21 protein-coding genes are annotated in these 22,830 nt (G+C 56.3%); 9 read left to right on the forward strand and 12 right to left on the reverse strand.

Going from position 1 to position 22,830, the window contains the following annotated elements; translation table 11 throughout:
- Positions 1-7: 7 nt before the first annotated feature.
- A complete protein-coding gene (gene accB / locus IEX10_RS03885) occupies positions 8-520 on the reverse strand; it encodes an acetyl-CoA carboxylase biotin carboxyl carrier protein (RefSeq protein WP_188671072.1) in 513 nt (170 codons plus the stop codon).
- A 118-nt stretch (positions 521-638) separates the two neighbouring features.
- Complete coding sequence (locus tag IEX10_RS03890; protein WP_188671074.1) at positions 639-1,379, reverse strand: DsbA family protein; 741 nt, start codon at positions 1,377-1,379, stop codon at positions 639-641.
- Positions 1,380-1,625: 246 nt separating this feature from the next.
- On the opposite strand from IEX10_RS03890, the gene IEX10_RS03895 reads away from it, so the two are divergent.
- Entirely contained in the window at positions 1,626-2,774 is a 1,149-nt protein-coding gene (locus tag IEX10_RS03895; protein ID WP_188671075.1) for a pyridoxal phosphate-dependent aminotransferase, read from the forward strand.
- A gap of 67 nt (positions 2,775-2,841) precedes the next feature.
- Positions 2,842-3,969 (forward strand): peptide chain release factor 2, encoded by a 1,128-nt coding sequence (gene prfB / locus IEX10_RS03900; protein WP_188671077.1) that lies wholly within the window; start codon positions 2,842-2,844, stop codon positions 3,967-3,969.
- A 14-nt stretch (positions 3,970-3,983) separates the two neighbouring features.
- Here the strand turns inward: prfB and IEX10_RS03905 are convergent, their stop codons facing one another.
- Positions 3,984-5,612, reverse strand: coding sequence for a choline dehydrogenase (locus tag IEX10_RS03905; protein ID WP_188671079.1), 1,629 nt, complete (start codon positions 5,610-5,612; stop codon positions 3,984-3,986).
- Between the two features lie 95 nt (positions 5,613-5,707).
- Entirely contained in the window at positions 5,708-7,396 is a 1,689-nt protein-coding gene (locus IEX10_RS03910; protein ID WP_188671081.1) for a hypothetical protein, read from the reverse strand.
- 183 nt (positions 7,397-7,579) lie between these two features.
- Between IEX10_RS03910 and IEX10_RS03915 the strand changes: the two genes are divergently transcribed.
- Entirely contained in the window at positions 7,580-8,221 is a 642-nt protein-coding gene (locus IEX10_RS03915) for a thiamine diphosphokinase (RefSeq protein WP_229678431.1), read from the forward strand.
- A 10-nt stretch (positions 8,222-8,231) separates the two neighbouring features.
- Here the strand turns inward: IEX10_RS03915 and IEX10_RS03920 are convergent, their stop codons facing one another.
- Positions 8,232-9,611 (reverse strand): L-serine ammonia-lyase, encoded by a 1,380-nt coding sequence (locus tag IEX10_RS03920; RefSeq protein ID WP_188671083.1) that lies wholly within the window; start codon positions 9,609-9,611, stop codon positions 8,232-8,234.
- A 202-nt stretch (positions 9,612-9,813) separates the two neighbouring features.
- Between IEX10_RS03920 and rpiA the strand changes: the two genes are divergently transcribed.
- The 6 genes from rpiA (at position 9,814) to IEX10_RS03950 (ending at position 16,049) form a co-directional block, all read left to right on the forward strand.
- On the forward strand, positions 9,814-10,602 hold the full coding sequence (gene rpiA / locus IEX10_RS03925) for a ribose-5-phosphate isomerase RpiA (RefSeq protein WP_188671085.1): 789 nt from the start codon (positions 9,814-9,816) through the stop codon (positions 10,600-10,602).
- A gap of 10 nt (positions 10,603-10,612) precedes the next feature.
- The gene (gor, locus tag IEX10_RS03930; RefSeq protein ID WP_188671087.1) at positions 10,613-11,962 is read left to right on the forward strand and encodes a glutathione-disulfide reductase; all 1,350 of its coding nucleotides are present in this window, start codon (positions 10,613-10,615) and stop codon (positions 11,960-11,962) included.
- 86 nt (positions 11,963-12,048) lie between these two features.
- The gene (hflK, locus tag IEX10_RS03935) at positions 12,049-13,221 is read left to right on the forward strand and encodes an FtsH protease activity modulator HflK (RefSeq protein WP_188671089.1); all 1,173 of its coding nucleotides are present in this window, start codon (positions 12,049-12,051) and stop codon (positions 13,219-13,221) included.
- The gene (gene hflC, locus IEX10_RS03940; protein WP_188671090.1) at positions 13,218-14,129 is read left to right on the forward strand and encodes a protease modulator HflC; all 912 of its coding nucleotides are present in this window, start codon (positions 13,218-13,220) and stop codon (positions 14,127-14,129) included. The genes hflK and hflC overlap by 4 nt, the downstream gene beginning before the upstream one ends.
- Complete coding sequence (locus tag IEX10_RS03945) at positions 14,129-14,317, forward strand: DUF2065 domain-containing protein (protein ID WP_188671092.1); 189 nt, start codon at positions 14,129-14,131, stop codon at positions 14,315-14,317. The genes hflC and IEX10_RS03945 overlap by 1 nt, the downstream gene beginning before the upstream one ends.
- A gap of 256 nt (positions 14,318-14,573) precedes the next feature.
- Positions 14,574-16,049 (forward strand): Do family serine endopeptidase, encoded by a 1,476-nt coding sequence (locus IEX10_RS03950; RefSeq protein WP_188671094.1) that lies wholly within the window; start codon positions 14,574-14,576, stop codon positions 16,047-16,049.
- Between the two features lie 93 nt (positions 16,050-16,142).
- On the opposite strand, the gene IEX10_RS03955 is transcribed toward IEX10_RS03950, so the two are convergent.
- The 7 genes from IEX10_RS03955 to IEX10_RS03985 all read right to left on the reverse strand — a co-directional run bounded on the left by IEX10_RS03955 (position 16,143) and on the right by IEX10_RS03985 (position 22,798).
- Positions 16,143-17,447 carry a pyruvate dehydrogenase complex dihydrolipoamide acetyltransferase gene (locus IEX10_RS03955; protein ID WP_188671096.1) on the reverse strand — a complete coding sequence of 435 codons (1,305 nt, stop codon included), beginning with the start codon at positions 17,445-17,447 and terminating at the stop codon, positions 16,143-16,145.
- Positions 17,448-17,459: 12 nt separating this feature from the next.
- Complete coding sequence (locus IEX10_RS03960) at positions 17,460-18,857, reverse strand: pyruvate dehydrogenase complex E1 component subunit beta (protein ID WP_188671098.1); 1,398 nt, start codon at positions 18,855-18,857, stop codon at positions 17,460-17,462.
- 11 nt (positions 18,858-18,868) lie between these two features.
- A complete protein-coding gene (gene pdhA / locus IEX10_RS03965; RefSeq protein WP_188671100.1) occupies positions 18,869-19,858 on the reverse strand; it encodes a pyruvate dehydrogenase (acetyl-transferring) E1 component subunit alpha in 990 nt (329 codons plus the stop codon).
- A gap of 190 nt (positions 19,859-20,048) precedes the next feature.
- Positions 20,049-20,312: an FtsB family cell division protein gene (locus IEX10_RS03970; protein ID WP_188671622.1), complete on the reverse strand. Its 264-nt coding sequence runs from the start codon at positions 20,310-20,312 to the stop codon at positions 20,049-20,051.
- Between the two features lie 203 nt (positions 20,313-20,515).
- Complete coding sequence (locus tag IEX10_RS03975) at positions 20,516-21,409, reverse strand: fructose bisphosphate aldolase (protein ID WP_188671102.1); 894 nt, start codon at positions 21,407-21,409, stop codon at positions 20,516-20,518.
- A gap of 37 nt (positions 21,410-21,446) precedes the next feature.
- The gene (locus IEX10_RS03980) at positions 21,447-22,646 is read right to left on the reverse strand and encodes a phosphoglycerate kinase (RefSeq protein WP_188671104.1); all 1,200 of its coding nucleotides are present in this window, start codon (positions 22,644-22,646) and stop codon (positions 21,447-21,449) included.
- Between the two features lie 8 nt (positions 22,647-22,654).
- Entirely contained in the window at positions 22,655-22,798 is a 144-nt protein-coding gene (locus IEX10_RS03985; RefSeq protein ID WP_180957712.1) for a hypothetical protein, read from the reverse strand.
- Between the last annotated feature and the right edge of the window lie 32 nt (positions 22,799-22,830).

A 22,830-nucleotide genomic window follows, 5' to 3' on the forward strand; every position in this document is an offset into this window, starting at 1 on the left:
CCTTTGATTATTCGAGGATGACGAGCGGCGAGCCGAATTCGACAGCGCTTCCATCTTCGACAAGGATGCGTTTGACCGTGCCGGAGCGAGGGGCAGGGATCTGGTTCATGGTTTTCATGGCTTCCACGATCATCAGGGTTTGACCTTCGCTGACCTGTGCACCAACCGAAACAAACGCCGGCGCGCCGGGTTCGGGCTGCAGGTAAACTGTGCCAACCATCGGGGACGGTACGGCACCTGGATCCTCGGCCGGATCGTTGGAAGCTGGCGCTGCTGCTGGTGCGCCAGAAGCTGCAGCGGCAGGCGCTGCTGTCGGCGCAGCAGGGGCCGCGGGAGCAGCATAAGCTTGTTGTGGTGCCGATACTGTGGTTGTGGCCGCGTAGCGTGTTACGCGCACGTTCAGGCTCGAATTGTCGTCATAGTCCCGTTTGACCTGAATTTCAGCAAGGTCTTTGGCACTGACAAGATCTGAAAGCGCTTCGATAAAGGCGACGTCGGCGTCCTGGTGTTTTTTTGACATCAAGGGGTCCTTAACCTGTGGGCGTCTGTCTAAGTGCAGACGTATCCGTCTATATAGGGTGTTTTTCCGCGCGATAAAAGCACAGAGTGGTGATGGTTTTCTGGCAGAGCAGCGGGACTTACCCGCGCACCTCTGCAACGATGTTTTGCATGTCCCGCAGGGGCAGATAGCCGCGTAAGATGGTATCTTCAATCACAAACGAAGGCGTGCCGGAAACTTTCAATTTGTGGCTAAGCTCACGCACGCGCGCTATGTGATCGGAGACTTCGGCACTGTCGAGCAGTGGTTTCAGCGGTTCAAAATCAATCCCGGCTTCCGAAGCGAGCATAGGCATGGTTTGTTCATTCACCGGACCCTGAAATGTCATCAGCACGTCGTGCAGGGTTTGATAAGCCTCGTCGCCGTAATGGCGCAGGGTTGCGATTGCCAGACGGGAAGACGCATCGCTATCCTCTCCCAGAATCGGCAATTCCTTCACAACCCAACGGATGTTGCCGTCTGTTTCCAGCAGCTTTGCCATGTCGCTGTGGGCCTTGCGGCAATACCCGCACCGGTAGTCCAGAAACTCTACGATGGTGATGTCACCGTCGGGATTGCCACCCACATAGGAGATACCGTCGTTGAAGATCTCTTCCGCGTTTTGTGACAGGATTTGCGCATCTGCTTGCGATTCGGCTTGTTGATCGCGGTCCCGCAGAACCTGCATCGCTTCCAGCAGCACTTCTGGGTTGTCCAGAAGGTAGGCGCGGACCTCTTCGCGAAAGCTTGCCCGCTCTGCAGATGTCAGATTGTCCAGATCACTGGCCACAGCGGGAAGCGCAAAGGCACTGATCAGGGCGGCGATTTTCAAAGATTTCATGGAAGGTCCGATCATTCCTAGTCCGTTTTCATTGGCTTGGGGTGGTCAAAGGCACGATAAACGCACCCCACCCGGATATGTTACAGCCCGTTTGCCATAAAACGGGGGCTGGCGAAAGTTCGATTCCACACAGCCTGCGGCGAAAGCAAAAGAGAGGGACGCTATCGCTGCCCTTGGCCCTATTGACGGCACACCCGCCGACTGAAACAAACTGCGCTCAACAAGATGCAGTGTAGGAGCGACAGGATGCGGATTTCAAGCAGGGGTGCGGTTGATCCCTTTATTGTGATGGACGTGATGGAAGCCGCCCAGAAGGAAGAGGCTAAGGGTCGCTCTATTATACATATGGAAGTGGGCCAACCCGGAACCGCCGCGCCAGAAGCCGCGCGGGATCTGTTGTCGGCTGAAATGGCCAAAGACCCGATGGGCTATACTGTGGCGCTGGGGCGGCCCGATCTGCGCGCCCGTATCGCACAGCTTTATAAGGACTGGTACGGTGTCTCCCTGTCGCCGGACCGCATTATCGTCACTGCCGGATCGTCCGCAGCCTTCACGCTGGCCTTTACCACCTTATTTGATGCGACCGAACGGGTGGCCATCGGGGAACCCGGCTATCCAAGCTATCGCAACATTCTTAAGGCGCTGTCGCTGGAGCCTGTGGGCATCCAGACCCAAGCGGAAAACCGGTTCCAGCCGAGCCTTGAAGACATACAAGCCGAGCGGGACCTTGCTGGGCTTCTGGTGGCAAGTCCGGCAAACCCGTCAGGCACGATGCTGGATAAACCTGCTTTGAAGCAGCTGATGGACCATTGCGCCGCACAAAACATCGCCTTTATCTCGGACGAGATTTATCACGGTATCCAATACGAAGGCCGCGCGGTCAGTGCTTTGGAAATCAGCGACGATGTTTTTGTCATCAACTCCTTCTCCAAGTATTTCTCCATGACGGGCTGGCGGATCGGCTGGATGGTCGTGCCGCAAACCCACGTTCGCGCGGTGGAGCGCTTGGCGCAAAACATGTTCATCTGCGCCCCCCACGCCGCGCAGGTGGCGGCCCTTGGCGCGATGGATGCCGAAGCCGAACTGACCGAAAATTTTGCCGTTTATGCCGAAAACCGCCGTCTGATGCTGGAAGAACTGCCAAAAATGGGGTTTGACCAGATCGCGCCACCGGACGGAGCGTTTTATGTCTATGCAGATATTACGCGGTGGAGCGATGACAGTGCCGCATTTTGCGCTGAAATTCTGGCGGATGCCGGCGTGTCCGTGACACCGGGGCTGGATTTTGATCCCAAGCGCGGCCACCAGACGATCCGTTTTTCCTACGCGCGATCCGCCGCCGATATCCGTGAAGGGCTGGACCGGCTTGCCGCCTTTATGGCGAAACGGGCGTAACAGCAGACTTTACCAATGGCCTGTGCAGATGTATCTAGCGGCCTGACAGATCAAGGACACCCGACTTATGCGTGCAGAAATTGAGACAATCGCGGCCAATATCGACAATTCGCTGGAATTGCTGAAGCAACGCATGGATTGGGAAACCGCCGGACACCGGTTGGAAGAATTTAACGCCATGTCCGAAGACCCCGATCTTTGGAATGATCCCGATAAAGCGCAAAAGCTGATGCGCGAACGCCAGGCCCTTGTGGATGCGATGGGGACTTATACCTCGTTGAAACAGGAGCTTACGGACAATCTGGACCTGATCGAACTAGGCGAGATGGAAGAGGACACCGATGTGGTGGCCGAGGCTGAAGAGGCGATCCGCAAACTGGCCAAGGTTGCCGCACAAAAAGAGCTCGAAGCGCTGCTCGACGGGGAGGCCGATGCCAATGACACCTTCCTAGAGATCAACGCAGGCGCTGGGGGCACAGAAAGCTGTGACTGGGCGTCCATGCTGGCGCGGATGTATGTGCGTTGGGCGGAAAAACAGGGCTATAAGGTCGAAGTGCAGTCGGAACAGGCAGGGGATGAGGCGGGGATCAAATCCGTGGCCTATAAAATCTCCGGTCATAACGCCTATGGCTGGCTGAAATCCGAAAGCGGTGTTCACCGTCTGGTGCGAATTTCTCCGTTTGATTCTGCTGCCAAGAGGCACACGTCTTTTACCTCGGTCTGGGTTTATCCTGTGGTGGACGACAATATTGAAATCGACGTGAACCCTGCAGACATTCGCATTGATACCTACCGGTCTTCGGGTGCGGGTGGGCAGCACGTGAACACCACGGATTCGGCGGTCCGGATTACCCACCACCCGACCGGCATTGTCGTCACCAGTTCTGAGAAATCCCAGCACCAGAACCGCGACATCGCCATGAAAGCGCTGAAGTCGCGGCTTTATCAGATGGAACTGGACCGTCGGTCTGCCAGCATCAACGAAGCCCATGAAAACAAGGGTGATGCGGGGTGGGGGAACCAGATCCGATCCTATGTTCTGCAACCTTACCAGATGGTTAAGGATCTACGCACGAACTACGAGACCTCTGACACTAAGGGTGTTCTCGACGGTGATCTGACCCCGTTTATGGAGGCGGTACTGGCACAGGATGTGGCGGGCATGTCGCGCGCGGATGCGCAAAGCGAAGGCTAGGCTTTCGCCCCGTCCTATGCCTGAAATGCAAAGCGGGCGTGGATTGGGGCGGGTGGTGGCGTCCCGGTGATGCGATCGGCAATCTTGCTGGCGATCAACTGGGTCGGCGCATTCAGATTACCACTCGGGATCATCGGCATGAGGGAGGCATCGACCACCCTCAGCGCCTCTACCCCGTGAACGCGCCCTTCATCGTCGGTGACAGCTTCGGGGCCATCGCCCATCTTGCAGGTGCCGCTGGGGTGAAAATCCGTTTCGCTGTTCTTACGGACCCAATCCGCGATGGTGTCAGGGCTTTGTGCGGCACCGCTGGTGGAAAGCTCGTCCCCCGCCAGCCCACCAAACGCCTTTTGCGAGACGAGATCACGGACCATGCCAATCCCTTCGGATAACTCTCGCAAATCCGCCTGATTTTTAAAGTAGTTAAACTTTATCAATGGCTTGTCCATCGGGTCTGCGCTGTTCAGCGTGACCGCACCACGGGATCGGGGGCGCAGCAGGTCAACATGAAACGTAAACCCCTGATTCACGGTGATCTTGTCGCCATGATACTCAAACCCCATCGGCCCGAAATGGTATTGCAGGTTGGGATAAGGCGTATCGGCGTTGGACCGAACGAGCCCTCCGGCCTCCCATATATTGCTGGCCGCCGCCCCTTTGCGAGTAAACAGCCACCACGCGCCTGCCATTCCCTTGCGCAGCGGATGGTTAATGCGGTGGATCGGGTAGCGCTTCAAGCTTTCGAATTGCAGGATGATCGTCGGGTGATCCATCAGGTTCCGCCCCACACCCGGTAAATCCACCCGACAAGGAATGTTGTGGCGGGCGAGCTCGTCGGCGGGGCCAATCCCTGCCAGCATCAACAGTTGTGGCGAATTGATTGCGCCGCCGGACAGAATGATCTCTGCGGCCTCAGCACTATGCTTTTTGCCTTTGTGCCAATAGGTTACGCCTTTGGCACGTGTCCCGTCAAAATCAATCGCTGCCACTTGCGCACGGGTGATCAAGGACACATTTCCCCGCGCCAGCGCAGGACGAAGATGCGCCACCGCAGCCGAACAGCGCCGACCGTTCCACCGCGTTGCATCAAAGCGTGCAACGCCTTCGGGGTTGAAGCCGTTCAAATCGTCAGACCGGCCCTGACCGGCTTGATCGCCTGCATCAAGGAACGCATCGTAAAGCGGGTTGTCGTAACTGCCTTTCGAAACGCCGAGCGGCCCTGACGCCCCGCGCCAAGTATCCGCGCCGCGATCCGAAGTTTCGCCCGCTTTGAAGTAGGGTAGGCAATGGGCATAGGACCAGTCGGACAGACCGTGTTCTGACGCCCATCTGTCATAATCAAGAGGGTGCCCCCGCATGTAAACCATTGAATTTATTGAGGATGATCCCCCGACGACACGGCCTCGCGGACAGTCGATGCCGCGATTATCCACGCCTTCATCCGGCTCTGCGATATAGTTCCAGTTAATCTTGGGGTCGCGCCAGGCGCGGTACACACCGGCTGGAATATGGATCATGATATCGCGATCCGCCGGACCTGCCTCCAGCACAAGGATCGATTTTGCGCGGTCAGCCCCCAGCTTGTTCGCCAGAACGCAGCCAGCAGAACCGGCACCAACAATGATGTAGTCGAATTTCTTCACGTCTGGTGCCCCCTCGCTGAGGTGAATTGAACATGAAGACGCAAAGGACCGCCAGCGGAAACTGGCGGTCTTTTGAAGTGACGCTGCTGTCGCGCTTAAGCGGTCATACGATCCTTAAAGCCGTGGCGGGCAGACTTTGAAATTGTGTAGCTGTCCTGCTTTACACGCAAGATGCGACCATCGCGCATCAGACGGTTCAGGGACCGGTTGGCGGCATCTTCAGAGATGTTGTTCTCCTCCATATAGTCGCCGATGGTCTGAATGATGCGTTCCTGACTGAAGCGCGGCTCGTTTTCTACAATGCTGAGATAGGCGGCAGAGGCCTCAAGCAGTTCATGCAGTGTGTTGGCTCCGATTTTGCGGGCAAATTCCTCAAAGCCGTCTCCCCCTTCAGGGCCCGCAGGCTCCGCAACTTCAGCCAAGAGATCGTCTGCCATGCTTGGGCGAACGATTTTCAGGTCAGGTCTGGGATCGGCCCAAGTTTCAGAGCGGGATGCGCGGGTGGTGAATTCAACGGCCGGGCTTTGGCCATCAGCCTCCGGCTTTTTTACGCGATCGGCTGCCTCCGCAGCTTCGTCTGAGGCGACACGCTGGTCTTTGCCCAGAATGAGCGTTGCGATCGGGTTGCGCGCACGGGGTGTGCCGGATTTGGCAATTGGACGGGTCAGCTGAATTGCTTCGTCGTGATCCTTCTGCGCCTTTGTCATCCGGTTCTTGAATTCGCTGGGATCCACTTTCAGGTCTTTCACAGCGGGGCGTTCGGTGCGAGTTTGTGCCGGCGGTGTACGCAAACGGCGTTCCGCCTCGGTTGCTGCGACTGCGGCTTTCAACCGCTTCAACGCATTCGACTTACGCGAATGGGCCGGTGTTTCCAGCTTGGAGTTTGTTGTCTCCAGCAGACGCTCCAGCGCTTCTTCTTCCCGCTTGATGGCATCGCGGGCGATTTCATCAGCGTTTTCTACGGCCAGAATGCTGGTTACAGCCTGAGCAGCGGCTTCTGCATCTTCGCGGTACCGTGCAGCTTCTTCCTCTTCGGCTGCAAGGGCTTCTTCTTCGGCGAGGGCTTGCAACTCAACGGCAAGCTGGTCTGGCTCTTCATCCGCTTCGGCTTCGGCTTTCGGGAAGGAGTTCGCTTCTGCGTCATCTTCGAAGATATTCAGTTCTGTATCGTCAAAAGCGAATGTATCTTCTTCGCTATCATCCTCTGCATCTAATAAGGCCGAGGCTGGCAGGGTGGGTTCGGATTTTGCAGGAGCCAGAACACCACGACGGGATGAGAACACTGCAGCCTCTACAAAGGGTGAGTCTTCTTTGGTCCGTGTGGCCGGTTTCGCCGGAGCGTTGGCTGCCCGTTCCTGACGCTTCGCCGATATGGAACGAGTAGAGGCAAACAAAGGTGTTGTGTCAGTCGGCTCTGCCGCAGGTGTTTCAACAGCCGGATCGGTCTGGAACGGCGCGGGGTTCGGTTGCGCAGGTTTGGCGGCGGCCTCTTTTGGCACGGGGCGCGCTGCTTCGTCACTGTCAAGCACGTCAGCTTTGCGCAGGGTGATGCCAGTATCGGTGACTTCCGCATCAACCTGATAGGGGTTCGCGTCTTTCGCGATCTGATGCAGGGCGTCGTGATCCGGCTTAAGAGGTTCGCCGCCGAAATAGCGGTCCTTCTGTGCAAGCTTGCGGAAATATTCGGCGACCAGCTGCATTGTGGTGAAAGGATCGTCAAATCCTTCCAGCGTGCAGGAGAAAGTGCCGTAGGACACTGTCATTATTTTTGGATGCGATTCCATGATAAAACCCTACTACTCGTTACTACTCTGATACTATGGTTAATTTACTACCTTGCGATGGCTCACCCTAGAAAAAAAGTCTAAAAGCTTCGTGAATCGCCGGGTTACTTTCCGGATTGAACCCGATTAGGAACCAATTTGGAAGACTTTACCCGCATTGTTCACACATCGCCTTCCGTCACCTTGCTTGGGGGTGGCGCGGCGCGGGAATCGGATCTCAGAGAATCCCTTGATTTTGCACCACTTCTTGTCTGCGCTGACGGAGGGGCAAATCATGCTGCCAAGTGGGGGATCAGACCGGCCGGAATCATAGGTGATATGGACAGTCTTTCTGCAGATTTAAGCGCGCAAACCGACGCGCCGCTGGCCGGTGTTCCGGTGATGGAAGTCGACGATCAAAATAACACCGATTTTGAGAAATGTCTGTCGGTCGTGGGGGCTTCTTTGGTGATCGGGGTGGGCTTTCTGGGCAAACGTCTGGACCATCAGCTTGCTGCTTTGAACGCAGTTTGCAAACATGCAGGGCGTTCGATTGTATTGGTTGGTGAACAGGATGTGGTGTTCCGTGCGCCTCCGGTTTTCACCTTGGATTTGCCTGCCGGCACCCGCGTTTCGCTGCATCCATGGACCGGTGCGCAAGCCCGCAGCGAAGGGTTGCGCTGGCCAGTGGCAGGGCTGGATTTCCAGCCTGACGGCCGGATCGGCAGTTCCAATGCGGCAACAGGCGGGGCCATGCGGATAGAGACTTACGCAGGGCATCTGCTAGTCATGCTACCGCGCCAGTTCTTGGGCGCAGTAGTTAAAGCGCTGGGACCTGCTGTTTAGGAGGTTGGCCTCAGCAGGCGGGCAAATTTACCGCCAGCCCCCCGAGGGAAGTTTCCTTATACTTGTCCGACATGTCCTCACCGGTTTGGCGCATTGTTTCCACGCAGGCATCCAGTGACACCAGATGCAACCCGTCGCCCCGCAGGGACAAAGAGGCGGCGCTGACGGCCTTGATCGCGCCCAGACCATTGCGTTCGATACAGGGGGCTTGCACCAGTCCTTTGATCGGATCGCACGTCATGCCAAGGTGATGCTCCAGCGCAATTTCTGCAGCGTTCTCAACTTGCTGAGGGGTTCCCCCCAGCACGGCGCACAGGCCCGCTGCCGCCATTGCCGAGGCCGATCCGACCTCTCCCTGACAGCCCACTTCGGCCCCTGAAATTGACGCATTATTTTTGATGATCCCGCCAATCGCAGCGGCAGTTAGAAGGAAATCCACAACGTCATCGCGCTTAGCGGTGGGGACGTGATCGAGATAATAGCGGATGGTGGCCGGTACCACGCCCGCCGCGCCATTTGTGGGGGCAGTAACCACCTGACCACCGGCGGCGTTTTCCTCGTTAACGGCCATGGCGTAGGCGGCGATCCAGTCGTTGATCACATGGGGAGGCGTCAGGTTTTTTCCCTGTTCCGCCTGCAACTGGCTGTGAATCCCCATCGCGCGGCGCTTCACGTTCAATCCGCCGGGCAGGATGCCACCGGTATCCAGACCTTTGTCGATACAGTGCTCCATTACCTCCCAGATGCGCATCACCCGTTCATGGAGGTTCTCCGGACCGGAGCGGATCAGCTCGTTCTCCCACTTCATCTGAGCCACAGACTTGCCGCTGTCCTTGGCCAGTGCCAGCATGTGATCGGCGTTGCGGAAAGGGTAGGGCACCTCTTGGGGGACCGCGCCAAGTTCGGCTTCGACCTGTTCCATTTCTTCCGCCGTGGCGACAAAACCACCGCCGATCGAATAGTATATCTGTTCAACCAACACTGCGCCGTGTTCGTCTTTCGCCCAGATTTTCATGCCATTTGCGTGGCCGGTCAGGACAGTTTCGTAATCAAAAACAAGGTCTTCCTCTGGATCAAAAGCATATTCGGGATGGCCCTCCGGCCTTACCGCTTTATGCAGGGCAATGCGCTCTTCTGCCATTTTTGCGGCATCAGGATCAAAATCATCCGGCGTGAACCCGTCCAGCCCGAGGATCACCGCCTGATCACTGCGGTGGCCCTTGCCGGTAAAGGCGAGCGAGCCGTGAAGCGAGGCGCCAAGGCTGCTGGCAGTGATTTTCTCTGACTTCAGTTTCTCAAGAAACAGCCCCGCAGCCGTCATCGGTCCCATTGTATGGGACGACGACGGACCGACGCCGACTTTAAAAATTTCAAAGATGCTCAGAAACATATTACCCGTCCCGTTGTCAGTTTTGGTCTAATTGGCCCGCACCAACGGCGCTTGCTGCACCATATCCGACGTTCTGACCCCACAAACCACCGCATGCCGGTAAAAACAGAGTGAAAAACTGTGAAGTGCGGCCAATTCTCCCTCGCAGCAGTCGCCATAAAGACCTATACAATTGGCAAACACAACAACCAAAGGGCCCGTCATGAGCAGTGAATTCTCTCCCATCGATAAAGCGAAATTCGTAGCTGCCAAACGCGCGGTGGATTACGTGGATGACGGGATGCGCGTCGGACTGGGAACCGGCTCCACGGCGGCATGGATGGTCAAGATGCTGGGCGAACTGGTGCGCGACGAAGGGCTTAAGATTAAAGCTGTTCCAACCTCCAACCGTACAGCCCAACTGGCACGGGATGTGGGGATCGATGTATTCACTCTGGACGAGGTGAAGTGGCTGGACCTGACAATCGACGGCGCGGATGAGTTTGATCCCGATCTTAACCTGATCAAAGGCGGCGGCGGCGCGTTGTTGCAGGAAAAAATCGTGGCAACTGCCAGCGACCAGATGGTGGTGATCTCTGATGCCAGCAAATCTGTCGAAACGCTGGGTGCCTTTCCGCTGCCTGTAGAGGTTGTGAAATTCGGGTGGCAGACCACTAAGGCCCTGATTGAAGAGTGTCTGTCCAATGTAAATGTGTTGGGCAGTGCTGTGTCCCTGCGCCTGCAAAACGATGCGCCGATGCTGACGGATGAGGGCCACTACATTTTGGACCTGCACCTAAAGCGGATCGAAAACGCACGAGAGCTGTCGTTGATCCTGAATCAGGTGCCCGGCGTTGTAGAGAACGGTTTGTTCCTGGATATAGCTGACGCCATTGTGATCGGTCACGGGGATGGCCGCGTGGAAGTCCGTGATATTAACAACGGAACAGTCGAGAAAGAGCAGATTGATATCTTGTTGAACGAGAACCTGTTCGCCGACATCGAGGATTAAGGAAGTTACTATGTCTTTTGATTATGACCTGTTCGTCATTGGTGGCGGCTCGGGCGGTGTGCGCGCGGCGCGGGTCGCAGCGCAAACCGGCGCAACCGTCGGGCTGGCCGAAGAATATCGCTACGGCGGCACCTGTGTGATCCGTGGCTGTGTGCCCAAAAAACTGATGGTCTATGCCTCGCAGTTTTCCGAAGCCTTTGAAGATGCCAAAGGATTTGGCTGGACTGTTGGCGATACCTCTTTTGACTGGGGCACCTTCATGGCGGCCAAGGACAAGGAAATCGACCGGCTTGAAGGTATCTACAACAAAAACCTGAAAGCCGCCGGAGTGAACCTTTATGACACCCGCGCGATCGTGACTGGCCCCCATGAGGTGACTTTGGCCAGCGACGAAGTCATCACCGCCAAGACCATTCTGGTTGCGACAGGCGGGACGCCATTCGTGCCGGATGTAGAGGGCAAAGACCTTGCCATCACCTCGAACGAAATATTCGAGTTGAAGGAACAACCCAAGCGCGTTGTTGTGGTTGGCGGCGGGTACATTGCCTGCGAATTTGCCTGCATCCTCAACGGGATGGGCAGCGATGTGACGCTACTGTATCGCGGCGATCAGATCCTGCGTGGTTTTGACAATGAGGTACAGAATTTCGTTGCCGAAGAGATGCGCGAAAAAGGGGTGAATGTGGTTGTCGGGTCGGACGTCTCCAAGATGGAGCAGACAGGCGACGGCATTGTGGTCAGCACTGACAATGATCAAACCTATACGGTGGATCAGGTGCTCTACGCCACCGGACGGAACCCGCATTCGGCCAACATGGGGCTGGAAGATGTGGGCGTTAAGCTTGGACGTAAGGGCGAGATCGAAGTCGACGCCTATTCCTGCACATCCGTACCGTCGATCTATGCGGTTGGCGATGTGACAGACCGTGTGGCGCTGACGCCGGTTGCGATCCGTGAGGGCATGGCCTTCGTGGAAACGGTGTTCAAGAACAATCCCACAAGTCCCGATCACGGCCTGATCCCGACGGCTGTTTTCACCCAGCCGGAAATCGGCACTGTGGGCCAGACCGAGGAAGAGGCCCGCGAAGAGGGCGAGGTCGATATTTACAGCGCGGCGTTCCGCCCGATGATGCATGTTCTTGCGGACCGTTCGGAGCGGATGCTGATGAAGCTGATCGTTTCCAAAGCCTCGCGCAAGGTGCTGGGCTGTCATATTGTGGGCCACGGCGCCGGAGAAATGATACAATTGGCGGGAATCGCTGTGAAAATGGGCGCAACCAAAGAAGATTTCGACCGGACTGTTGCGGTCCATCCAACGGCGGCGGAGGAGCTCGTCACAATGTCCACGCCAACGCGATAAGCTTTGGGGACATGGTTGATATTTTAAGAATAATAGCCACTTAGAGGGCTGGTAGCTGAACACCTGACGAAAGGACGCTAGGTAACATGGCAGGAAACAATTCAGGGGGTCCCTGGGGCGGCGGCGGCGGTGGAAATCGCGGCGGCGGAGACGATAACAAGGGGCCGGATCGCGGTAGCGACAACGGTCGTAGACCCACCGGCGGCAACCAGCCGCAAATGCCCGAGATCGATGAAATCGTGCGCAAGGGGCAGGAACAGCTTCGCGTTTTGATGGGCGGAAAATCCGGCAACGGTGGCGGATCCAACCGCAATGCGGGTGGCGGTCTTCCAGGGGGCGGCGTCGGACGGGGGACCATTGGTATCGTCCTGCTTGTCGCCTTGGCGATGTGGGCGTTTGCCAGCTTTTACCGCGTGGACACCTCGGAACAATCGGTAGAATTGTTGTTCGGCAAATACGTGGAAACCGGCGAAGAGGGTCTGAACTTTGCGCCTTGGCCGTTTGTAACCAAGGAAATTCGCGCTGTGACCCGCGAAAACACCGAAGACATCGGCGTTGGTCGCGGCACTCGCGGAGACAGTGGCCTGATGTTGACGGGTGACGAAAACATCGTGGACATTGATTTCCAAGTTGTTTGGAACATCAGCGACCTGCGGAAATATCTGTTTAACCTTGGCGATCCGGAAAACACCATTCGTGCGGTATCTGAATCCGCTATGCGTGAAATTATCGCCCGTTCCAACCTCGCACCGATCTTGAACCGTGACCGTGGCGCGATTGCGCAGGAGTTGCAGGAACTTATTCAGGCGACTTTGGACAGCTACGAAAGTGGTATGAATATTGTGCGGATCAACTTTGACAAAGCCGACCCTCCACAAGAAGTGATTGACGCGTTCCGCGAAGTGCAAGCCGCTGAACAGACCCGCGATACACTGGAAAAACAGGCCGATGCTTATGCAAACCGCGTTGTCGCGGAGGCCCGTGGTAAGTCAGCCCAGTTGCTAGAGCAAGCCGAAGGCTACCGCGCACAGCAGGTAAATCAGGCTGAAGGTGAAGCCGCGCGTTTTGTAGCGGTATACGACGAATACGCCAAAGCCCCTGAAGTTACCCGCAAACGTCTTTACCTTGAGACTATGGAACGGGTGCTGGGCGATGTTGACAAGATCATTCTTGATGACAGTGCCCAAGGCGGACAGGGCGTTGTACCGTATCTGCCGATTAACGAACTTAACAAATCACGCGGGGGAGCAGATCAATGAAGCGTTTGCAATTTCTGTTACCGGTCCTTGCCGTTATCCTGATCATCCTGTCGAGCGCGGTTTACATCGTGGACGAGCGTGAAAAGGTACTGCGCCTGTGGTTCGGTGAGGTCACTGCCGAGATCACTGATCCCGGACTCTACTTCAAAATCCCGATGTTCCACGAGATCATCAAATACGATGACCGTATCCTTGCGATGGACACCCAACCGCTTGAGGTTACGCCTTTGGATGACCGTCGTTTGGTGGTTGATGCGTTCGCCCGCTGGCGGATCAGCGATGCCAAGACCTTCCGCCGCGCGGTAGGTGTTGGTGGTGTGGACGGCGCACGTCCGCGTTTGGAACGCATCTTGAACGCAGAGCTGCGCGAAGTGCTGGGCAGTGTGACATCCGGTGCGGTTCTATCTGCGGATCGGGTATCCCTGATGAACCGGATTCGGGACCAGTCCCGTAGTGAGGCCGCGTCCCTTGGCGTCGAAATCGTAGACGTTCGGATCAAACGGGCCGACCTGCCGACACAAAACCTTGAGGCCACGTTTGAGCGGATGCGTGCGGAACGGGAACGGGAAGCCGCAGATGAAATCGCCCGTGGTAACGAGGCCGCGCAGCGGGTTCGGGCGCAGGCAGACCGGACTGTTGTCGAAACTGTGTCCGAAGCACAGAAGAATTCAGACATCATTCGTGGTGAAGCCGACGCAGCGCGTAACGCGATCTTTGCAGGCGCTTTTGGCCGTGACGAAGAGTTCTTTGCGTTTTACCGGTCGCTGTCCGCATATGAAAAATCCCTCGTCGGAAACAACACCTCGATGGTGATGTCGCCAAACAGCGAGTTTTTCAACTATCTGAAAAACGGGCTTGGGACTGAAGGGTCTGCATCTGCGGGTCAAACACCGGCAATCGGGCAATAATGCGCGATCTGCTTATGGCGCTCGGCCTGATGGCCGCGATCGAGGGGCTGGTGCTTGCACTGGCCCCTCTGCGTTTGGAGGATTTGGTAAAGCTCCTCGCGACCCTGAGCCGAAATCAGAAACGGGCCATTGGCCTTTCCATGCTGGCCTTTGGGGTCGCACTGGTCTGGCTGGCGCGCAGCTTTTAAGCGCTGGCTCCTGTTCAATTCCACCCATCGACGAACTCGAAACGTGGAAATTTAATCCAATTTTAAAACTATCCGGTTCAAAAGGGTGAAATCCTGACGATCGGCATTAAGTTGAGCACAAACGGCTCACGGAAGTTTCACCTTTTGTTGCAGCCCCAGCCGTTGCATTGTTGCGCGAAGCTAGGGACACTGAAGCAGGAAAAACGCCGGTTATCGAGCAGTCGTTCCGAGCGCATAGTGAATTGAGGAGAACACAATGAAAGCAATAGCAGCACAGCCTGCGAGGACCCGAAACTCCGTGATGGCATATGCCGCCGGAGCCTTGGTGACGCTGGCCTTCCTGATCGTCCAGACGCTTGGCGCCGCCGCGCGTGGTGCGCCGGACAGCTTTGCAGAATTGGCCGAACGCCTAAGCCCGGCGGTGGTTAACATTACCACCAGTACGATGGTTGCAGGGCGCAATTTACCTGCCATGCCCCGTGCGCCCCGTGGCTCGCCCCTCGAAGAATTGTTTCCCGACTTGTTCGGCCCCCAAGGTGACGGCGAAGAACGCCAGCGCCGCGCTTCGGCCCTTGGCTCCGGCTTCATCATTTCTGCTGACGGCTTTATCGTCACCAACAACCACGTCATTGATGGTGCTGACGAGATCCAGATCGAACTGTTCGACGGCGGTCCTCTGTTGGACGCTAAATTGATCGGCACGGATGCGAAAACCGATATAGCATTGCTGAAAGTCGAAGCCTCTGCGCCGCTGCCGTTCGTGGCATTCGGGGACAGCAACGTGTCGCGCGTTGGCGATTGGGTGCTGGCCATCGGCAACCCGCTGGGGCAGGGGTTCTCTGTTTCTGCTGGTATTATCTCGGCTCGTAACCGGTCCTTGCGGGGCACCTATGACGACTACATCCAGACCGATGCGGCGATTAACAAAGGCAACTCCGGTGGGCCGCTGTTTGATATGGACGGGAACGTGATCGGGGTGAACACTGCGATTATCTCGCCCACAGGTGGTTCCATTGGTCTTGGCTTTGCCATGTCTTCTAATGTTGTGACCAAAGTTGTGGAGCAACTGAAGGAATACGGCGAAACCCGTCGCGGCTGGCTTGGCGTGCAGATACAGGACGTGGACGAAGACATCGCCAATGCGGTCGGCCTGGACGCTGTGAAAGGCGCCTTGGTCAGCAATGTTCCCGAAGGTCCTGCGAAGGAAGCGGGTATTCTGGCTGGTGACGTGATCCTGAACTTTGACGGTAAAGAAGTTTCGGACACCCGTGGGTTGGTCCGTGCGGTGGGTAATGCTGAAGTGGGCAAGGCCGTCCGCGTCGTTGTTTTCCGCGATGGTAAAACAACGACCCTGAAGGTGATACTGGGTCGCCGTGAAGACGCAGAGCGTGATCCGACTGTCCCAGTGGTTGATAAGGGAGAGACAAGTGGTGAAGAGGAAGCAATGGGCATGCGCTTTACCGCGCTGACAGCGGAGTTGCGAAGCCAACTGGAACTGGACGCGTCTGCCAGTGGTGTCGCTGTGCTGTCCGTCGATGAATCCTCTGATGCCTTTACCAAAGGGTTGCGGGCTGGCGATCTGATCTCAGAGGTTGGGCAGAAGCCTGTTACCACGCCAATGGATGTGACAGACGCGCTGAAAGCTGCTAATGACGCGGGCCGTAAATCCATCCTACTGCTGGTCCACCGCGAAGGTGAACCCCGATTTGTTGCCCTGTCCCTGACAGACTAAGGCATCGACCTCTAACAAACCTTACATCAAAAAGGGCGCCGGAATGTTCCGGCGCCCTTTTTGCTTTTTGTGATTGAACCCGCCCGAAGGCGTTTAGACCAGCATGGACATCGGCTTTTCGATGTAACCAGCAAACGCTGCAAGGAACTGCGCCCCAAGCGCGCCGTCAATAACGCGGTGATCCACCGAGAGTGTTACCGACATGACCGTAGCGATCGTCAGATCACCGTCTGGCCCCACAACCGGCTTTTTCTGTCCGGCACCCACCGCCAGTATGGAACCATGAGGCGGGTTGATCACCGCGTCGAAGTTCTCAATCCCGAACATGCCCAGATTGGAAATCGCAAAGCTGCCGCCCTGATATTCATGGGGCGCGAGCTTGCGATCCTTGGCTCGGGTTGCAAGATCCTTCATCTGCTCGGAAATCACGCCGAGCGTTTTGGCTTCCGCATCCTGAATGACCGGCGTGAACAGACCACCTTCAATCGCAACGGCCACCGCCACATCGCTGGCCTTCATCTTAAGGATGCGATCACCGGCCCAGACTGCATTACAATCCGGCACGTCCTGCAGCGCCTTCGCACCGGCCTTGATGATAAAGTCGTTGACCGAAAGCTTTACACCGCTGTCCGCCAGCCCTGCGTTAATCTCGCTGCGGGTTTTCAGTAGCGCGTCCAGATTGATGGAGCGACGCAGGTAGAAATGGGGGATCGTCTGTTTTGCCTCGGTCAGACGGGCCGCAATCGTTTTGCGCATGCCGTTGAGGGTAATTTCCTCAAACTCCCGCTCTGCATACATCTTCTTGACGGTTTCGCTGTCCGCCGATGTTGCTGGCGCAGGGGCAGGCGCTGCTGATCCGGCTGCTTTGGATTGGGCAGGAGCATCCGATTTCTGGGCACTTTCCACATCAGCTTTCACAATGCGACCACGGGGACCAGAGCCTTTGATCGTTGTCAGATCCAACCCTTTGGTTTCCGCAATGCGCCGCGCCAGAGGAGACGCGAAAATCCGTTCGCCATCTTTCTTCGGGGCAGGGGGCGCAGCGGCTGTCGCGGCCTCGCTCTTAGGTGCATCTTGCGCTTTCGCAGATTCCGGCTCTTCTGCCTTCTCTGCTGTCTTCTCCGCCTTTGGTTCGGGCGCGGCATCCGCGTCCTCCCCGTCTTCCAGCAAAACGGCGATGGGAGTGTTCACTTTCACGCCCTCGCTGCCTTCTTCGATCAAAATCTTGCCGATGACACCTTCGTCCACCGCCTCGAATTCCATCGTAGCCTTGTCGGTTTCGATTTCCGCCAGCAGATCACCGCTTTCAACGGTATCGCCTTCCTTAACCAGCCATTTGGCCAGCGTGCCTTCTTCCATCGTGGGGGACAAAGCGGGCATGAGGATTTCTATAGCCATGTGTTTGTCTCCTTAGCGGTAGGTTACGGATTTCACAGCCTCGATCACCTCGGGGGTGGTGATAAGCGCGTGTTTTTCCAGATTGGCGGCATAGGGCATGGGAACGTCCTTGCCAGTACAGTTGATGACAGGCGCATCAAGATAATCAAACGCCTGCTGCATCAAAACCGAACTGATGTAGTTGCCGATAGAGGCGACAGGGAAGCCTTCTTCTACGGTGACGCACCGGTTTGTCTTCTTGACAGATTTGACGATTGCATTGGTATCCATCGGCCGCAGGGAGCGCAGGTCGAGCACTTCGGCCTTGATGCCTTCCTCGGCCAGCGCATCGGCTGCTTCCAGCGCGTATTTCATGCCGATGCCAAAGGATACGATGGTCACGTCATCCCCTTCGCGTGCAATTTTCGCCTTGCCGATTGGCACAGTGAAATCATCGAGTTCTGGCACGTCGAAAGACTGGCCATACAGGATTTCGTTTTCCAGAAAGATCACCGGGTTGGGATCACGGATCGCCGATTTCATCAGACCTTTATAATCCGCAGCGGTGTACGGCATCACCACTTTCAGGCCGGGAATTTGCGCATACCATGCGGCGTAATCCTGACTGTGTTGTGCGCCTACACGGGCCGCTGCACCGTTCGGACCACGAAACACCATCGGAGCCCCCATCTGCCCGCCCGACATATACAGCGTCTTGGCGGCAGAGTTGATGATCTGGTCAATCGCCTGCATGGCAAAGTTGAAAGTCATGAATTCCACAATGGGGCGCAGGCCGGCAAATGCCGCACCCACAGCGATACCTGCGAACCCGTGTTCGGTAATTGGCGTGTCGATCACGCGGCGCGGGCCGAATTCTTCCAGCAATCCCTGACTGATCTTATAGGCGCCTTGATATTCGCCCACTTCCTCGCCCATGAGGAACACCTCATCCGCGTTGCGCATTTCTTCGGCCATTGCATCACGAATGGCTTCGCGCACGGTCTGCTTTTTGAACTTGGTGCCTTCGGGGATGTTTTCCATCTCAATTTCTGGCATGTCGCCAGCGGCTTGTGCAGCGGGTTTGGTGCTGACGTCACTTTCGCCAGCATCGTCGCCATTATCAGTGTCGTCCGTATCAGAACCGGCATCCGCTTTGCTGCCCAGATCATCAGCGGCAGAGGCATCTTCGCCGTCTTCTAGAAGCACCGCAATCGGGGTGTTTACTTTGACGCCCTCGGTGCCTTCTTCGATCAGGATTTTGCCGATAACGCCTTCGTCAACTGCCTCGAATTCCATCGTGGCCTTGTCGGTTTCGATTTCAGCCATGATGTCACCAGAAGCAACGGTGTCGCCTTCCTTCACCATCCATTTGGCCAGAGTACCTTCTTCCATCGTTGGCGAAAGGGCGGGCATAAGTATTTGAATTGCCATGTTTATATTCCTTAAGCGTAGATGTCAGTGTAAAGTTCTTCGAGCGCGGGTTCAGGGCTCTCGGTGGCAAAGTCAGCTGCCTCTGAGACGATCTTCTTCACCTCTTTGTCAATGGCCTTCAATTCGTCCTCGCTGGCGTGTTTGCCAGTGACCAGCAGATCGCGGACGTGATCAATCGGGTCCTTTTCCGATTTGATCTTTTGCACTTCCTCCCGCGTGCGGTACTTCGCCGGATCGGACATGGAATGCCCGCGATAACGGTAGGTCTTCATTTCTAGGATATAGGGGCCTTCACCGGAGCGACAGTGGGCAAGGGCACGCTCGCCAGCTTCTTTCACGGCCAGTACATCCATCCCGTCAACCGCTTCGCCCGGAATGCCAAAAGCCTCGCCTCGGGTGTAAAGCTCCGGTGTGGAGGAGCCCCGTTGAAGGGATGTGCCCATTGCGTACTGGTTGTTTTCAATCACAAAAATGCAAGGTAGTTTCCACAGGCTCGCCATGTTGAACGTCTCGTAGACCTGACCCTGGTTCGCGGCGCCATCACCGAAATAGGCAAAAGACACATCGTCGGTGCCCTTGTATTTATTGGCAAACGCCAGACCGGCACCGATGGGAACCTGTGCTGCTACGATGCCGTGGCCGCCATAAAATCGTTTCTCCGCAGAGAACATATGCATGGAGCCGCCTTTCCCTTTGGAATAGCCGCCTTCACGCCCTGTCAATTCAGCCATCACGCCTTTGGGGTCCATCCCGCAGGCCAGCATATGGCCGTGATCGCGGTAGGATGTGACCCGCTGGTCGCCTTCCTTAGCCGCATATTCCAACCCAACAACAACCGCTTCCTGCCCGATGTACAGGTGACAAAACCCGCCAATCAGGCCCATGCCGTAAAGTTGTCCTGCCTTCTCCTCAAACCTTCGTATCATCAACATTTCACGGTAGTGGCTCATAAGCTCTTCTGCCGAGACGTTGGATTTGGATGATTTCTTGGCTGCGGCCATGAGGGGTCTCCGAAATGGTTTAATATTAAACTATATTATAATGGATGTTCTAAGAAATTACACGTGTTATTTTCGGTGTCCGGACAGGATGCAAATTCATGCCGCTCGCCCCGTTAACGCAGCGCAAAAAAAGACCGCTGTCTTGGGAACAGCGGTCAATTCGTTTTGCACCTTGGGAAAATGACGGGTGTTACTGGATGATAATTTCATCCCCTCTTGCCATGCCGAGCACCTTGCGGGCCCGTTCGTCCAGCAGATCCAAATCGAGGTAACTGTCTGAAAGACGCCGGGTCTTGTTCTGTAGGATTGCGCGTTCTGCATGGAGTTGTGCCAGTTGCTGTTTCAAAGCGGCCTCATCCGCTTCGATTTGCACACGGCGGAAGTGGCCGTAGTCACCTTGCACAGCAGCAAAGACGAAATACGCAGACAGGAGGAATGCTGTGATGAAAAGCATCACCGTGCCAATCGCCGCCCCTGTTTTACCTTGCTGTATCAAAACTGACTCACCTCATGACCCGTTCTTGTGACGGGTTGTGGACCGACTATAGGTCAAGGGAATCCAGATGTGAATCCCAAAACGAATCGCTGTGTGAGTTTTTTAAGGAACAGGTAGGGAACAGGGCAGGCGGCATTGCGGCCGCCGCCCCGTTCAGAAAATCAACAGGCGTTGGACGCTTCGCAGATGCTGTCGATGGTCGCTGCGATGGTCTTGTTGAAATCCTCGTCGGATTGGTCGGCCGACAGGCCTTCGGTCAGTGCACGCGAAAAGCTTGCGATCATACCGTTGTTTTTGGAGAGGCGGGCGTTCGCCTCATCCCGTGAATAGCCGCCAGACAGGGCCACCACACGCATAACAGCAGGGTGATCCACCAGCGGCTGGTAGTGATTTGCAGTCTCCGGCAGGGTCAGCTTCAGCATGACTTGCTGGCCGTCGGGCAGGTTTTCCAGATGGCGTATGATCGAGGACAGCAGCAGATCTTCGGCTTCGGCCTTATCTGCAATGGAAATGGTGACTTCGGGCTCGATGATTGGCATCAGCCCGTGATTGTAGATCTGCGCGGCTACCTCGAACTGTTGGGCTACGATAGCTTCAACGCCGCTTTTCGACGCCGCATCAATCACGGAACGCATTTTGGTGCCGAAAACCCCCGCATCCACGGCGCGGGTCAGCGTTGCGTCCAGACCGCCAATCGGCTTCATCAGCTTCACGCCATCCGCTTCGTCTTCCAGACCTTTGTCGATCTTGAGGAATGGTACAACGCCACGCTCTTCCCACAGATAGGTCGCAGTGGGTTTGCCTGCAATCTCGCGGTCCATCGTCATTTCAAACAGGATCGCACCGATAACTTTATCGCCGGTAAAGGCAGGGGCCTGGGCGATGCGGGCGCGCATCCCGTGGATCAGGTCGAACATTTCGTCGTCGTTGGAATAAGCGTCCTCTTTCACACCATAAAGCCCCAGCGCCTTGGGGGTGGACCCGCCGCTTTGGTCGAGGGCAGCGATAAAGCCTGCGCCGGATTGCATTTTTTCGGTCATTGCAGAGTTTGGCATATCTGGGTCCGTTCTGTTGGTCGTTTGTTGTTTTTTATCAGTCGTTTGCAGCTTCGAGAGCCGCAACGCCGGGCAAGGTTTTACCTTCCAGCCATTCAAGGAAAGCGCCACCGGCGGTGGAAATATAGCTGAAATCATCCGCAGCGCCACTGGTGTTCAGCGCGGCCACCGTGTCACCCCCGCCTGCAACAGACACAAGGCGTCCGGCTTTGGACAGGCTTGCGGCATGCAGCGCAGCGGCATCGGTTCCGGTGTTGAACGGCGGGATTTCAAACGCGCCAAGCGGTCCGTTCCAGACCAGCGTTTTGGCAGCGTCCAGCACGGATTTGATCCGCGCAATAGATTTCGGTCCGGCATCAAGGATCATCTGATCCGCAGGGCAGGCGTCTGCGTCACAGGTGTGGGCATCAGCACCGGCTTTGAACTCCGATGCGGTGACCACATCAACCGGCAAAACCAGTTCGCAGTTGCCGTCTTTAGCCTTGGCCATGATCTTGCGCGCGGTGTCGAGCAGGTCATGCTCGCACAGGGATTTACCCACATTCACGCCTTGGGCTGCTAGAAACGTATTGGCCATGCCGCCGCCGATAATGATCTGGTCCACTTTCGGGATGAGATTGCCCAAAAGGTCCAGTTTAGTGGAAACCTTCGCGCCGCCAACAACCGCTACAACCGGATGGGTCGGGGTGGAAAGTGCTTTTTCCAGCGCTTCCAGTTCGGCCTGCATCAAACGACCCGCACAGGCGGGCAGATGGGTCACGACCCCAGCGGTCGAGGCATGGGCGCGGTGGGCTGCTGAAAAGGCATCATTGCAGTAGATATCGCCAAAGGCGGCCATTTTCTCAGCGAACTCGGGATCGTTAGCGGTTTCGCCGGGATAGAAACGGGTGTTTTCCACCAGAAGAATATCGCCGTTGTTCAGGGTCTTGGTCTGGGCCACAACGCTTTCATAGGTGTCGTCGTGGGTGAACTGCACGGTTTGACCGAAATGCTCTGACAGGGCAGGGATCAGGTGCACCAGCGACATTTCCGGTACATTCTGGCCCTTGGGACGACCGAAATGGGCCAGCAGCACCACACGCCCGCCTTTTTCGGTGATTTCCTTGACTGTCGGAACAATGCGTTCGATCCGAGTGGCATCGGTGACTTTGCCGTCTGCCATAGGCACGTTGATGTCCACACGGGTCAGCACCCGCTTTCCGGCAAGGTCAAGTGCGTCGAGAGTTTTCCAGGTCATCAAATTTCCTATCGCCAAAAAGCTATCCAGTCGATGAGCCGCAGCAATTCCCGCCCCCAAAGGATAAGGTATTCGGCTTCGTTGAACTGAATATCTATCACCACCAGTGCCACAAGGCACAGGCCCAAAATCATCGCTACAGTGTTATTCATGGTCGCGGCCGCCCGTTGGGAAAACGGGCAGC

Source organism: Neptunicoccus cionae (genome assembly GCF_014643735.1).
Classification (GTDB): domain Bacteria; phylum Pseudomonadota; class Alphaproteobacteria; order Rhodobacterales; family Rhodobacteraceae; genus Amylibacter; species Amylibacter cionae.

What these genes read in the sequence shown, in the direction of transcription:
- accB (WP_188671072.1), bottom strand. Translation starts at nt 520, where the DNA reads ATGTCAAAAAAACACCAGGACGCCGACGTCGCCTTTATCGAAGCGCTT.
- IEX10_RS03890 (WP_188671074.1), bottom strand. Translation starts at nt 1,379, where the DNA reads ATGAAATCTTTGAAAATCGCCGCCCTGATCAGTGCCTTTGCGCTTCCC.
- IEX10_RS03895 (WP_188671075.1), top strand. Translation starts at nt 1,626, where the DNA reads ATGCGGATTTCAAGCAGGGGTGCGGTTGATCCCTTTATTGTGATGGAC.
- prfB (WP_188671077.1), top strand. Translation starts at nt 2,842, where the DNA reads ATGCGTGCAGAAATTGAGACAATCGCGGCCAATATCGACAATTCGCTG.
- IEX10_RS03910 (WP_188671081.1), bottom strand. Translation starts at nt 7,396, where the DNA reads ATGGAATCGCATCCAAAAATAATGACAGTGTCCTACGGCACTTTCTCC.
- IEX10_RS03920 (WP_188671083.1), bottom strand. Translation starts at nt 9,611, where the DNA reads ATGTTTCTGAGCATCTTTGAAATTTTTAAAGTCGGCGTCGGTCCGTCG.
- rpiA (WP_188671085.1), top strand. Translation starts at nt 9,814, where the DNA reads ATGAGCAGTGAATTCTCTCCCATCGATAAAGCGAAATTCGTAGCTGCC.
- gor (WP_188671087.1), top strand. Translation starts at nt 10,613, where the DNA reads ATGTCTTTTGATTATGACCTGTTCGTCATTGGTGGCGGCTCGGGCGGT.
- hflK (WP_188671089.1), top strand. Translation starts at nt 12,049, where the DNA reads ATGGCAGGAAACAATTCAGGGGGTCCCTGGGGCGGCGGCGGCGGTGGA.
- hflC (WP_188671090.1), top strand. Translation starts at nt 13,218, where the DNA reads ATGAAGCGTTTGCAATTTCTGTTACCGGTCCTTGCCGTTATCCTGATC.
- IEX10_RS03945 (WP_188671092.1), top strand. Translation starts at nt 14,129, where the DNA reads ATGCGCGATCTGCTTATGGCGCTCGGCCTGATGGCCGCGATCGAGGGG.
- IEX10_RS03950 (WP_188671094.1), top strand. Translation starts at nt 14,574, where the DNA reads ATGAAAGCAATAGCAGCACAGCCTGCGAGGACCCGAAACTCCGTGATG.
- IEX10_RS03955 (WP_188671096.1), bottom strand. Translation starts at nt 17,447, where the DNA reads ATGGCTATAGAAATCCTCATGCCCGCTTTGTCCCCCACGATGGAAGAA.
- IEX10_RS03960 (WP_188671098.1), bottom strand. Translation starts at nt 18,857, where the DNA reads ATGGCAATTCAAATACTTATGCCCGCCCTTTCGCCAACGATGGAAGAA.
- pdhA (WP_188671100.1), bottom strand. Translation starts at nt 19,858, where the DNA reads ATGGCCGCAGCCAAGAAATCATCCAAATCCAACGTCTCGGCAGAAGAG.
- IEX10_RS03970 (WP_188671622.1), bottom strand. Translation starts at nt 20,312, where the DNA reads ATGCTTTTCATCACAGCATTCCTCCTGTCTGCGTATTTCGTCTTTGCT.
- IEX10_RS03975 (WP_188671102.1), bottom strand. Translation starts at nt 21,409, where the DNA reads ATGCCAAACTCTGCAATGACCGAAAAAATGCAATCCGGCGCAGGCTTT.
- IEX10_RS03980 (WP_188671104.1), bottom strand. Translation starts at nt 22,646, where the DNA reads ATGACCTGGAAAACTCTCGACGCACTTGACCTTGCCGGAAAGCGGGTG.
- IEX10_RS03985 (WP_180957712.1), bottom strand. Translation starts at nt 22,798, where the DNA reads ATGAATAACACTGTAGCGATGATTTTGGGCCTGTGCCTTGTGGCACTG.